Origin of the sequence: Collinsella sp. AM24-1 (assembly GCF_003470325.1) — a bacterium.
GTDB lineage: Bacteria > Actinomycetota > Coriobacteriia > Coriobacteriales > Coriobacteriaceae > Collinsella.
In genome coordinates this window covers 32,027-44,834 of the sequence record NZ_QRHM01000003.1, presented here as the reverse complement: position 1 = coordinate 44,834, position 12,808 = coordinate 32,027, and the positions used below count along the sequence as shown (strand labels likewise).

Here is a 12,808-nt window from a genome sequence, read left to right as displayed (position 1 = left end):
ATGGCGCTTTCTGAATACAGCAAGCGGCTGCTGGGCGCCTATGCCGAGCAGCCGTTCCTTATGGCTCCCATGGCGGGCGTGACCGACCCTGCCTACCGCATCATGTGCCGCCGTCGCGGTGCCAACCTTGCCTACAGCGAGATGGTGAGCGTGGCGGGCCTTGCCTATGCCAGCAACAAGACCTGGCGCCTGGTGCTACCGGCCGACGAGGAGCAGCAGATTTGCGTGCAACTCTTCGGCTCCAAGCCCGATCAGTTTGCGAGCGCCGTCGCTGCCGTCGAGGAGCGCGTTGGCGATCGCCTGTCGCTCATCGATATCAATATGGCATGCCCCGCCCGCAAGGTTGTTACCAAGGGCGAGGGCTCGGCGCTCATGCGCACGCCCGACCTGGCGGAGAAGATCGTCGAGGCCACGGTGGGCGCGGCGCACGTGCCCGTGACCGTCAAGATTCGCAAAGGCTTTTATGCCGAGGACCGCAATGCCGCGACATTTGCCCAGATGCTTGAGGGCGCAGGGGCTGCCGCAGTCGCCGTGCATGGTCGTTGCGCCACGCAGCTCTACACCGGCCAGGCCGATTGGTCGGTCGTCGATGAGGTCGCAGATGCCGTTGAGATTCCCGTGATCGGTTCGGGTGATGTGTTCACCGCCGAGGATGCCGCGGTGCATCTGCGAAACTCGGGTGCCAGCGCGGTGTTTATCGCGCGCGGCATCTACGGGAACCCGTGGGTGTTTGGCGATGCTCGCGCTCTTGCGCTCGATGGCACACCGGTGCCGGCGCGCAGCTCTGTCGAGCGCCTGGACGCCCTGCGTGAGCACCTAACGCTGACGCATGAGCTCCTGCCGCTCATGTCGCGTGCCCGTACGTACGCAAGCTGGTACTTAAAAGGCATGCCCCATGCCGCCGCTTGGCGTGCCCATGTGGTGCGCTGCTCCACGTATGAGGAGTTTATGGCGCTGGTCGATGAGATCGAGCATGATGTGGTGGCCTGCGAGGCTGCCCTTGCCGCCGGCGAATCGGTGCCCCCTCATCCGCTGGAGGCTTAAGGGTGGCCGTTACCGCGCTGTACGTGCACGTGCCGTTCTGTGCCCAAAAGTGCCGCTACTGCGACTTCGACTCGCGCAGCTTTGCTTCGTGTGATTTGGATGCCGCGCTCGATTCCTATTTTGAGCAGTTGTTCGCGCGTCTCGATGCTTTTGGCAAGGCTGGGGCCCTCGACCAGATCCGCACCGTCTATGTTGGCGGCGGCACGCCGTCGCTGGCGGGGGAGCGCCTGGTGGAGCTGGCGCGGCGTATTCGTGCGTGGTGCGCCCCCGTTGAGTTTACCTGCGAGGCCAATCCCGAGTCGCTGACCGCCGAGCTTGCTACTGCGCTTGCCAAGGTTGGTGTCACACGCGTTTCTCTGGGCGTGCAAACGCTCGATAACACCGAACTTACCGCCATCGGCCGCATTCACGATGCCGATCGGGCGCTCGCCGCCATCGCGACGGTCAAGGACGCTGGGCTTGACGTGTCGTGCGACCTTATGTGCGGACTTCCCGGGCAGACCGCAGCGAGTTGGAAGCGTACGCTCGAGGGCGTGCTGGCGGCGGTTCCGCATCATGTGTCGGTTTACCCGCTCACGCTCGAGGTGGGGACGCCCCTCTATCGCATGGCGTGCCGTGACGAGTCGCTCGAGCCCGACGAGGATTTTCAGGCCGCCTGCATGGACGTGGCGCGCGAGCTCCTGGGTGCCGCCGGCTATCACCCGTATGAGGTGGCGAGCTACGCGCTCGACGGCCATGAATGCGCCCATAACATTGCCTACTGGACCGGACAGGGTTACCTGGGTCTGGGCCGCTCTGCCGCCGGCATGCTCGATGCTGGGGACTTCGCTCGCTTGGCCGGGCTGTTTTGCGGCGCACTTGCTCGAGGCGACGCGTATCGCGTGCGTCTGGTACAGCGCGACGATGCTGCGACGACGTTTGATGCCGAGTGTCTGTCGCAGCGCGAGGCAGCAGCCGAGGATTTGATGCTCGCCTGTCGCATGACGCGCGGCGTTGGGTCTGACCTGTTGGTTCGCTCGGCAAACATTATCCCCGAGGACGAGCTGGCGGCGGCTTGCGACCGCGCGCTCGAGTTGGGCCTTGCCTCCTGGGTGTCCGATGATGCTAAAGGGCATGCGGGGCGCGTTACATCGAAAGATGTTATCGAAGGTCGCACTCGCGCCCGTCTGGCTCCCACCCACTTGGGTTGGCTCGATGGAAATGTGCTGTTCGAGCTGTTTTGGGGTCTAGCTTAGGCCGCTCGGGTAGAATGACCGCATTATATACGCTGCTGTGAGCAGGAGGTTGCCGCGCATGGCGACGATGAACGAAAAAGATTACTACGAGATCCTGGGCGTCTCCAAGGACGCCACCTCGCGTGATATACAAAAGGCTTTCCAGCAAAAGGCCCGCAAGCTCCATCCGGACGTCAATAAAGAGCCGGATGCCGAGGAAAAGTTCAAAGAGGTTTCCGAGGCCTACGCCGTGCTTTCGGACGAGCAGAAGCGTGCTCGCTATGACGCCATGCGCTCGGGCAATCCCTTTGCCGGTGCTCCTACGGCTTCGCCCTATGGTGGCGGCTACGCCGGCAGCACGGGTTATGGCAATCCCTTTGAGGGCGGCTTCCCCTTTGGTGGCGCCTGGGGCCAGCAGCGTCGTGGGCAGGCTGCCTACAATCCCGAGAACGGCGCCAACGTGGTCGTCGACATCAAGCTCGACGCCAAGGAGGCCAAGGGCGGTGCCCGTAAGACCGTCCGCTATACGCGTTTTGATACCTGTGGTCACTGTGGCGGCTCGGGCTCCGTCTCGTCCGAGCATGCGCATACCTGCCCGAGCTGCGGCGGTCGCGGCCACATCGATGTCGACCTGTCCTTCCTGTTTGGCGCCGGCACGTTCCAGTCGGTCTGCCCCGAGTGCGGCGGTTCCGGTAAGGTCGTCGCCGACCCCTGTCCCGATTGCGGTGGCAGCGGTCGAACCCGCGTGACCTCCGAGCAGACGATTGAGTTTCCTGCCGGCACGCACGATGGCGACGAGGTTCGTATTGGCGGCATGGGTCACGCCGGCACCAACGGTGCCGCGGGCGGCGACCTGGTCGGCCGTGCCCATGTCGAGGCCGAGCGCCTGGAAGGCAAGGCCCGTACCGGTTTTTACCTGATGGGCATCGTGGCGCCGTTTTTGGTGCTGTCGGCCATCTCGGGCGTGTTCTCGGCCTTTGCCATGATGTGCTTTATTCCGTTTGCCATGGGCCTGTTCATGGTGCTCTCGGACGGCGTGCTTCATCGCAGCCTGCTGTGGTGGAAACGCGGCGCGATGCAGTTTGCCAACGGTTTTGCCAACGGATTTATGTTTGCACTCGTGTCGGTTTGGTTTGCGAGCTGCTCGCAGCGTGCCATGCTTTCGCCGTACGGAATGTACTAACATCAAACCCTCTGTTTGCGGCCGCCCCAGCTTGGGTATAGGACGCACTGTGACAATAATGAAAGTCGGAAGGATTCGGTCGTGTCGGAAAATAGGGATTACTACGAGGTACTTGGCGTCGAAAAGGATGCCGACGCGCGGACGATTAAGCGCGCGTTTCTAAAGAAGGCCCGTACCGTACACCCGGACGTTTCGGACGACCCCGAGGCCGAGGCCAAGTTCAAAGAGCTCAACGAGGCATATTCCGTTCTTTCCGATGAGCAGAAGCGTGCAAACTACGATCGCTTTGGCTCTCCTGACGGCCCCGGTGGCTCTGGCTATGTCGACATTAACGACATCTTTGGCGGCATGGGCATGGACGACCTTTTCTCGTCGTTCTTTGGCGGCGGCGCCGGCGGTGGTGCCCGCGGCCGTCGCGAGCGTCGTCGCGGTCGTGACATGGCCATCTCGCTTTCGGTGACGCTCGAGGAGGCGGCGCTCGGCTGCAAAAAGACTATCAGCTATGACCGCCTTGCTCCTTGCGAGGACTGCAATGGCACCGGTAGGGCAGAGGGCGCACAGGAAAAGCAGTGCGGCCGCTGCCACGGTACGGGCTACGTCACGACGGTTCAGCGTTCGTTCCTGGGCCAGGTTCAGTCTTCCTCGCCTTGCCCCGACTGCCATGGCGAGGGTACGGTTATCGACCATCCCTGCGAGACCTGCGACGGTCAGGGTCGCACGCCTTCGCATGAAAAGATCGACATCGATATTCCCGCCGGCGTTTCGACCGGTCGACAGCTGCGTGTGAGCGGCTTTGGCGAGGCCGGCCTTCGCGGCGAGCCTTCGGGCGACTTGATTGTCAACGTGCGCGTTGCCGACCATGAGCGCTTTAAGCGCAACGGTGACGACTTGTACCTGGTGAGCGATATCTCGATTGCACAGGCTGCGCTCGGCTGCGAGATCGAGGTCGAGGGCATTATGCCCGACGAGGTCGTTAAGGTGACGGTTCCCGCCGGCGCCCAGTACGGCGACACCGTGAGCGTCAATAATTACGGCATGCCGCGCATTGGCGGTGGCGGTTCGCGTGGCCGCCTGATCGTGCAACTGCGCGTGGTCGTTCCCACCAATCTTTCCAATAAGCAGCGCGAGCTGCTCCGTGCTTTTGCCGATGAGATGGGCGATGACGTCGCTTCCGGTAAGAAGTCGGTGACCGACCGTATCAAGAGTGCCCTCGACGATATCCTCGATTAAGGAGCCCGCGTGCTCGCACCCCATATTTCCGTCGTCAACCTCGGCTGCCGTGTCAACCGGGTTGAGTCTGACCGTATCACTGCCGATCTTATGCGCCTGGGCTTTGCTATTGTGGAGCCCCAGGATGCCGACTTGATCGTCATTAACACCTGTGCCGTTACGGGCGAGGCCGAGGCCAAGACCCGTAAGGCCGTCCGCCATGCGCTGGCCCATCAAAACGAGCCCTATGTGGTCGTGACCGGCTGCGTGGTCAACCTGCATCCCGAGGAGCTGCTGGAGCTATCCGACCGCGTGATCGCCGAGCCGTCCAAGATCGATGTCGCCGAACGTGTCTGCGAGGTGTTGGGCGTTGAGTCCGATAGCGTTCCCGCCTGCAGTGATGGCGAGGTTGTCGATGCGCTCGGTCGCTCTCGCCTGGGCGTGAAGATTCAGGACGGCTGCAACCATCGCTGCACCTATTGCATTGTGTGGAAGGCACGCGGCCCCGAGCGCTCCGTGCCCGTCGAGTCCGTGCTCGAGCAAGTTCGCGAGGCCCAGGAGGCCGGCGTGCCCGAGGTCGTGTTGACCGGCGTGAATCTGGGTGCCTATGACGGCAAGAGCGCGACCGACGAGCATGTCGAAATCGATGAGCTGCTCGAGGCCATTATGGAGCGCACGACTATTGCGCATGTGCGCATTTCCTCGGTCGAGCCCATGGATATCTCTGAGCGCCTGCTTAAGGTTATGGCGCGCTATCCGCAGCGTATCGCCCCGTTTTTGCACCTGCCCGTGCAGTCTGGCTGCACGGCGACGCTGCATCGCATGGGCCGTCCCTATAGTGCCGAGGCCTTTGAGGATACGGTGCGCATGATCCGTGCGAACCTGCCACAGGCCGCACTTTCGTGCGACGTTATCGTCGGTTTTCCTGGCGAGACGGACGAGGAGTTCGAGGAGTCGCTGGCGCTGTGCCGTCGCGTGGGCTTTTCGCGCATGCACGTGTTTCGCTATAGCAAGCGCCCCGGCACCCTCGCCGCCGACATGCCCGACCAGGTACCGCCTGAGGTCATGGCCGAGCGCAGCCGTCGCATGCGCGCGGCGGCTCAGGAGCTCGCGGTTGCCGATGCCCGCCGTCGCGTGGGTACCGTCGAGCGCGCCGTGCTTGAGTACGGTGATAATTTGACGCTTGGCTCGTTCCATCATGCCCGTCTTGATGATACCTGTGGACTCACAGCCCCGTGCCTGCTCGATGTTGCTATCATCGGAGTCGATGATTCCGGCTTGGTCCATGCACGCAGGGAGGTTCATGGAAGCCTCGAAGATTAGACTTACCGTTCCCGAGGGGATTGATCCCTCGCGCGTTTTGGGCGCCGGCGACGGCGTCCTTCGTGCGCTCGAGAGCTTGGTTCGCGCCCATGTGGTCGCCCGTGGCGATAGCATCGCCGTGAGCGGTGACCCGGACGAGGTCGAGCTCGTGGCGCGCTTTTTCGAACATGCTTTTCGCGAGGCGGCGGCCGGCCGTACCCTTTCTTCCGACGATGTCTCGCGTTGCCTGGCCGTCTTGCGCGACGGCGAGCATGAGGCCACATCGCTTCGCGATGATGTGCTGCTATCGTACCGCGGTCGCGTTATCCGCCCCAAGACGCTCGGTCAAAAGCGCTATGTGGATGCCATCCGCTCTTCCACCATCACGTTTGGCCTCGGTCCCGCCGGTACCGGTAAAACCTATCTGGCCATGGCGCTCGCCGTTGCCGCGCTCAAGCGCCATGAGGTGGGCCGCCTGATCCTGACGCGCCCGGTTGTCGAGGCGGGGGAGAACCTGGGCTTTTTGCCCGGTACCCTCGAGGAAAAGATCGACCCGTATATGCGCCCGCTCTATGATGCCCTCTTTGACATGATGGATCGCGAACGCACCGATGAGCTTATGGAGCGTGGCGTGATCGAGATCGCGCCGCTCGCCTACATGCGCGGTCGAACGCTGAGTGATGCCTTTGTGGTGCTCGATGAGGCGCAAAACACGACGCCCGAGCAGATGAAGATGTTCCTGACGCGTCTAGGTTTTAATTCCAAGTTTGTGATTACCGGCGACCTGAGCCAGCGTGACCTGGTGGGTCGTCGCGGCGGTCTTGCCGATGCCGAAAGGATTCTGGGTCGCGTCGACGATGTGGCGTTTTCTCACCTGGAGCGCGCCGATGTGGTGCGCCATGCCCTGGTGGGCCGTATTGTTGAGGCCTATGATGCATACGACGATGCGCGTGAGCAGCGCGCACACGATCGAAAGGAGTCCCGTTGAGTGTATTGATCAGCAACGATGCCGAGCTCGATACGCTGCTCGATGCCCAGGAGGTGGAGCACATCTGCTCAGTTGTGCTTGCCGCCGAGGGTGTTGAGCGTGAGGTCGAGATTTCCCTTTCGTATGTCGATGAGGACGAGATGCACGAGCTCAACCACGAGTGGCGCGGCATCGATCGCACGACCGACGTGCTCTCGTTTGAATGTGACTCGGCCTTTGACGAGGACATTCCCGCCGACGAGACGCTCGAGCTCGGCGATATTATCCTGGCCCCGCAGGTTATTGCCCGCCAGGCCCCCGGCTTTGGCAACAGCCCCGCCGATGAGTGCCGACTGATGCTCGTGCACGGAATGCTGCACCTGCTGGGTTACGACCACATCGAGGACGATGAGGCCGAGGTCATGGAGGCCCGCGAGGATGCCATCCTGCGCGACCTGGCGCTTGAGCGCGGCGAGGACCCCAAACTCGTCCACGTCGGCCCCATAACCAATCATGCCCACGACTAGGAGCCGTCTATGATTCCCGGATCGAACAAGGACCATCCGTCCTTTTTAAAGTCGTTCTCATACGCGATGGAGGGCTTCGTCACTGCCGTCAAGACCGAGCGCAACATTAAGGTCATGCTCGTGGCGGGCGTGTGCACCGTCATTGCCGGCTGCATCGTGGGGCTCGATATTGCCGAGTGGGCTACGGTCATCATCTGCTGTGGCCTGGTGATTCACGGCGAGTTGTGCAATACCGCCATGGAGGCGATTGTGGACCTGGCGACCCAGGAGCTGCATCCGCTGGCCAAGCGCGCGAAGGATATCGCCGCTGCCTCTGTATACGTTCTTTCCATTACAGCCGCGATCGTTGGCTTGCTTGTCTTTGCCCACGCGCTCGACTTTATTTAGAAAGGGATTCCCATGTCCGACAATATGCAGCCTACCGATGGAGTTTTGGATGACGAGGTCCTGGACGAGGCTGAAGGTGCCGATTTGTTTGACGAGGTCGAGGAGTTCGATCCGTTTGAGGGTATGAGCGACGAGGAACTCGATGCCCTGTGCGACGAGGATGAGAGCCTCGTGGGCTTTGGCGACGTGGAACCCGGTTTCCGCAGCGGCTTTGTGGCCCTGGTCGGTCGCCCCAACGCCGGCAAGTCCACGCTGCTCAATGCCTGTTACGGCAAGAAGGTCGCCATCACCTCTCCGGTGGCCCAGACGACCCGCCGCCGTATGCGCGCCGTGGTCAACCGCCCCGGTTACCAGCTGGTCTTCGTTGACACTCCGGGTATCCACAAGCCCAAGGACGGCCTGGGATCCGAGCTCAACAAGAGCGCCCTGTTTGAGCTCAATGACGTAGACGTCGTCGCGTTTCTGATCGACGCCACCAAACCCATCGGCAGGGGAGACGCCTGGGTTGCCGAGCGTGTCAAGAGCGCCCGTTCCAAAAAGGTCCTGGTGCTTACGAAGGCCGACGAGGCCGATCCCGCCCAGGTTATGGAACAGCTCAAGGCCGCTCACGAGCTCATGGAATATGACGACGAGATCGTGACGTCGTCGGTCAAGAACTTCAACGTCGATGCGTTTATCGAGACCGTCGCTCACTTTTTGCCCGAGGGCCCGCGCTGGTTCCCTGAGGACATGGGCACCGACGCGTCCGACGAGACCCTCGTGGCCGAGTTTGTACGCGAGAAGGTTCTGCGTCGCACCCGCGACGAGATCCCCCACTCCGTGGGCGTCATCTGTGACGCGCTCGAGCAGACTAAGAAGGTGCTGCGCGTGCACGCCACGATTTACGTCGAGCGCGAGGGGCAGAAGGGCATCATCATCGGCAAGGGCGGCGAGATGATTAAGCATATCGGCATCGATGCCCGTCGCGACCTTGAGCGTATCTTTGGCACGCAGGTCTTTTTGGAGCTCGACGTGAAGGTCAAGGCCGGCTGGCGCGATGACGAGGCACAGATCCGCCGCTTTGGCTACAATGCCGAAGATTAAGCCTCGGCGTTCATGGCAGGCTCTCGCACATATCGCACAAAGGTGCTCGTCCTCGACAAGACGAAGCTCAAGGAAACCGACCTGATCTTGACCATGCTCGACGAACGGGGACGGCAGGTGCGTGCCGTGGCTAAGGGCGCGCGTAAGCCCGGCGGTCGCCTTGCGGCCCGCTGTGAGCTTTTCTGTACCGTCGATATGCTGCTCGCGCGTGGTCGCTCGCTTGACGTGGTTTCTCAGGCGGAGCTTATGGAGGCGCCACTCGGTGCCGCTCCTGACTACGAGACGATCTGTGCCGCCAGCGCGATTGCCGAGGTTGCGCGCGTGTGCTCTTTCGAGGATGCCGAGGATCCATTTACCTTTGCCATCACGCAGCGGGCGCTCACGCTTGTCGGCTGCGGGCTCGACTCGGCACATATGGACCTGCTCGTGGCAGCCTTTGTCTTTAAACTGCTGTCGCACGTTGGTTACCGCCCCGATTTCTCGGCATGCGTCTCGTGCGGCGATCCCATGCTCTCGCATTTCTCGGCCCAGGCCGGCGGGCTTCTGTGCGGGTCGTGCGCCTCGAGCGTGCCTGGCGCCGAGTTGGTATCGGTCGGCGAGGTCGCATGGCTGCGCGCTCTGATGTCCATGACATTCGATGCCCTTATGGACGAGCTGATCGATCCGCATACGGCTACGTTTTTGCTGGGGCTTTCGCATGTTTGGGCCGCCACGCACACCGATCAGCGGCTCCGTGCGATGGAATTCATGTTGGGTCGGTGATGATGCGCAGGCGCGCGCCGCTTGTGGTAACATACCGACCTGTTGGTACCTCGACCTTGGATGTTCGCTCCACCGGCGGCTTCCCAGTCCGAGGCGAATGGAGTCGCCCGATGGCGACGCAAAACGAAAGGTGAAACAATGACTGTTTCCAAAGAGCGCAAGGCGGAGCTGACTGCCCAGTTCGGTAACACCCCGGTCGACACCGGCAACCCCAAGGTTCAGGTCGCCATCCTGTCCGAGCGCATCAAGGAGCTGACCGAGCACATGAAGTCCCACCAGAAGGACTTCCACACCCGTCGTGGCCTGCTCATGCTCGTCGGCCGTCGTCGTCGTCTTCTCTCCTACATCAAGAAGAACGACATCGTCGAGTACCGTGAGCTCATCAAGGCTCTGGGCATCCGCGACAACATCCAGTAGGATTTGTACATGCTAAGAGCGTCCTGCGCAGCGGGGCGCTCTTTTTGTGTAAGGGCGCGAACAATCACGCTCTGAAGCGTGGCGGGGGCAGGGGGCCCGCGTTACATGAGAAGCCCGCAGGCAAGGGGCCTGTGGGGTAAAGGAGAACAATGACACTCGTATCCAAGACCTTTGAGCTGTACGGCAAGACCTACACCTTCGAGTCGGGCGAGCTTGCCAAGCAGGCTACCGGCGCCTGTCTTGTCAAGCAGGGCGACACCACGATGCTCGACACCGTGGTCGTCTCCAAGGAGCGCAAGAACTACGACTTCTTCCCGCTGACCGTCGACTTCAACGAGAAGATGTACGCCGCAGGCCGCATCCCGGGTGGCTACCTCAAGCGTGAGGGCCGTCCCAGCGAGAAGGCCACGCTCACGGCCCGCATGATCGACCGTCCGATTCGCCCGAGCTTCCCGGACGGCTTCCGTAACGAGGTACACATCGTCGCCACCTCGCTCGTCGCCGACCAGGTCAACCCCTTCGATGTCATCAACGTCATGGGTGCATCCCTGGCCATGACGCTCGGCGGCGTGCCCTTCGAGGGCCCGCTTGCCTGCGTGCGCATCGGCCGCAACGTGGAGACCGGCGAGTTTATCGTCAACCCCACCTATGAGGAGCGCGAGAACTCCGATCTGGACCTGGAGCTGGGCGGATCCGCCGACTTCATCTCGATGGTCGAGGCCGGCGCCGAGGAGATCTCCGAGGACGACATGCTCGCCGCTATGAAGTTTGGCCAGGAGGCCCTCGCTGCCTTCTGCCAGGCCCAAGACGAGTTCGTTGCCGAGTGGGAGCAGGTCAATGGCGCCATCGTCAAGAAGGAGTACCCGCTCGACCAGCCCGTCGAGGGGGTCCAGGAGCGCATCTTCGCCCACTACGACGAGATGGCCGCCGCCCTTCGCGATGCCGACAAGCTCTCCCGTATCGGTAAGGTCGAGGCTCTGAAGGAGTCCATCCGTGCCGAGTTCACCGAGGAGGAGCAGGCCGCTTGGGAGCGCGAGATCCCCGTGGCGCTCAAGAAGCTCGAGAAGAAGGCTATGCGCACCATGGTCGTCGAGACCGGCGAGCGCGTCGACGGCCGTGCCGCCGATGAGATTCGCCCCATCATGGTGAAGGATAACTACCTGCCGCTCGTTCACGGCTCCGGTCTGTTCCAGCGTGGCCAGACCCAGGTGCTTTCCGTCCTGTCGCTCGGTATGCTCAACGAGGGTCAGCGTCTGGATACCATCGAGCCCACCGAGGGCAAGCGCTATATGCACCACTACAACTTCCCGCCGTTCTGCACCGGCGAGACTGGCCGCATGGGCAGCCCCAAGCGCCGCGAGATCGGCCACGGCAACCTGGCCGAGCGCGCCCTGCTCCCGGTGCTCCCCGACGAGAACGAGTTCCCCTACGCTATTCGCGTGGTCTCCGAGGTCATGGAGTCCAACGGCTCCTCTTCGATGGCTTCGACCTGCGGCTCCACGCTCGCCCTTATGGACGGCGGCGTGCCTATTAAGCGCCCGGTCTCCGGTATCGCCATGGGCCTGATCCAGGAGGAGGGCAAGACCGTGGTCCTGTCCGATATCCAGGGTCTCGAGGACTTCCTGGGCGACATGGACTTTAAGGTCACCGGCACCACCGAGGGCATCACCGCCCTGCAGATGGACAACAAGGCCACCGGTCTTACCTTCGACATCTTGGCCCGCGCCCTGCAGCAGGCCAAGGAGGGTCGCGCCTTCATCCTGCAGAAGATGCTCGATGTGATCCCCGAGCCGCGCCACACCACGCGCAGCACCGCTCCGCGCATCGTCTCCATCCAGGTTCCGACCGACAAGATCCGCGACGTTATCGGTTCTGGTGGTAAGGTCATCCGCGGCATCCAGGACGAGACCGGTGCCTCGGTCGACATCCAGGAGGACGGCACCGTCTTTGTCGGCGGCACCGGCGAGTCCGTCGACCAGGCTGTCGAGCGCATCAAGCTCATCATCAAGGTTCCCGAGCCGGGCGAGGAGTACACCGGTCGCGTTGTCTCCATCCAGCCCTTCGGTGCCTTCGTGAACCTTCTGCCCGGTAAGGACGGCCTGCTCCACATCTCCCGCGTCGCCAAGGGCCGCGTGGAGAAGGTCGAGGACGTCCTCAACGTGGGCGACGAGGTCAAGGTCGTCGTCATCGAGGTCGACGACCGTGGCAAGATCTCGCTCGATCGTCTTGACAAGCCTGAGGCCCCGGCTCGCGCCGAGGGTGCCTCCGAGGGCGACGGCGAGCACTTCCAGCGTCGTGAGCGTCCGCGTCGCGAGCGCTCCGAGCGCAGCGACCGTCCGCGCCGTCCCGGTGACAACGGAGGCCGCAAGCCCCGCCGCCACCACGACGCCGAGTAACAGCCGTACATAACCAGCACCGCAAGGGCGACTCCGGACAGGGGTCGCCCTTTTGCTTGCGCCCGGGAGGGCCGCATATGAAGTTTCCTGCTCTACAGTCCTGCGCAAGATGGAAAGCACATTAAGTGCTTTCCTTTGCGTGCGGAACTCGCGATAAACTTCATATGCGGCCCTCCCGGGCGCAAGCAAAAGGACTGGTTAGTGCCGCTCGCTATTTAGTTAGACAGTCTATTCAGTAGTCAGATTTCAGATCTGTAGATAGCCGCAGCAGCATCTTCCCAGATAAAACCGACCAAAATAAACCTGTCCCTTTTTGG

General features: G+C 62.3%; 12 protein-coding genes. All 12 read left to right on the top strand.

The genetic code is table 11. The annotated features are described in order from the left end of the window. The 12 genes from dusB to DW661_RS01725 all read left to right on the top strand — a co-directional run bounded on the left by dusB (position 1) and on the right by DW661_RS01725 (position 12,491). Positions 1 to 1,044, top strand: a complete 1,044-nt coding sequence (gene dusB, locus DW661_RS01780; protein WP_118094253.1) for a tRNA dihydrouridine synthase DusB — start codon at positions 1 to 3, stop codon at positions 1,042 to 1,044. A gap of 2 nt (positions 1,045 to 1,046) precedes the next feature. Beyond that, positions 1,047 to 2,279 carry a radical SAM family heme chaperone HemW gene (hemW, locus tag DW661_RS01775; RefSeq protein WP_118205723.1) on the top strand — a complete coding sequence of 411 codons (1,233 nt, stop codon included), beginning with the start codon at positions 1,047 to 1,049 and terminating at the stop codon, positions 2,277 to 2,279. Between the two features lie 58 nt (positions 2,280 to 2,337). Continuing rightward, on the top strand, positions 2,338 to 3,441 hold the full coding sequence (locus DW661_RS01770) for a DnaJ domain-containing protein (protein WP_187365004.1): 1,104 nt from the start codon (positions 2,338 to 2,340) through the stop codon (positions 3,439 to 3,441). An 81-nt stretch (positions 3,442 to 3,522) separates the two neighbouring features. Next, a complete protein-coding gene (dnaJ, locus tag DW661_RS01765; protein ID WP_117766629.1) occupies positions 3,523 to 4,671 on the top strand; it encodes a molecular chaperone DnaJ in 1,149 nt (382 codons plus the stop codon). Positions 4,672 to 4,680: 9 nt separating this feature from the next. Continuing rightward, a complete protein-coding gene (locus tag DW661_RS01760) occupies positions 4,681 to 5,973 on the top strand; it encodes a MiaB/RimO family radical SAM methylthiotransferase (protein ID WP_118934327.1) in 1,293 nt (430 codons plus the stop codon). After that, the gene (locus DW661_RS01755) at positions 5,954 to 6,940 is read left to right on the top strand and encodes a PhoH family protein (protein ID WP_118205721.1); all 987 of its coding nucleotides are present in this window, start codon (positions 5,954 to 5,956) and stop codon (positions 6,938 to 6,940) included. The genes DW661_RS01760 and DW661_RS01755 overlap by 20 nt, the downstream gene beginning before the upstream one ends. Next, positions 6,937 to 7,446 (top strand): rRNA maturation RNase YbeY, encoded by a 510-nt coding sequence (gene ybeY / locus DW661_RS01750; protein ID WP_117637259.1) that lies wholly within the window; start codon positions 6,937 to 6,939, stop codon positions 7,444 to 7,446. Before DW661_RS01755 ends, ybeY begins: the two co-directional genes overlap by 4 nt. Positions 7,447 to 7,455: 9 nt before the next feature. After that, positions 7,456 to 7,833, top strand: coding sequence for a diacylglycerol kinase family protein (locus DW661_RS01745; RefSeq protein ID WP_022094706.1), 378 nt, complete (start codon positions 7,456 to 7,458; stop codon positions 7,831 to 7,833). A 12-nt stretch (positions 7,834 to 7,845) separates the two neighbouring features. Next, positions 7,846 to 8,916, top strand: a complete 1,071-nt coding sequence (gene era / locus DW661_RS01740; RefSeq protein WP_233547432.1) for a GTPase Era — start codon at positions 7,846 to 7,848, stop codon at positions 8,914 to 8,916. A gap of 12 nt (positions 8,917 to 8,928) precedes the next feature. Next, positions 8,929 to 9,678 carry a DNA repair protein RecO gene (recO, locus tag DW661_RS01735; RefSeq protein ID WP_118934324.1) on the top strand — a complete coding sequence of 250 codons (750 nt, stop codon included), beginning with the start codon at positions 8,929 to 8,931 and terminating at the stop codon, positions 9,676 to 9,678. Between the two features lie 138 nt (positions 9,679 to 9,816). Next, positions 9,817 to 10,095 (top strand): 30S ribosomal protein S15, encoded by a 279-nt coding sequence (gene rpsO, locus DW661_RS01730; RefSeq protein ID WP_035138510.1) that lies wholly within the window; start codon positions 9,817 to 9,819, stop codon positions 10,093 to 10,095. 149 nt (positions 10,096 to 10,244) lie between these two features. Continuing rightward, entirely contained in the window at positions 10,245 to 12,491 is a 2,247-nt protein-coding gene (locus DW661_RS01725; protein ID WP_118934322.1) for a polyribonucleotide nucleotidyltransferase, read from the top strand. Positions 12,492 to 12,808: the final 317 nt, after the last annotated feature.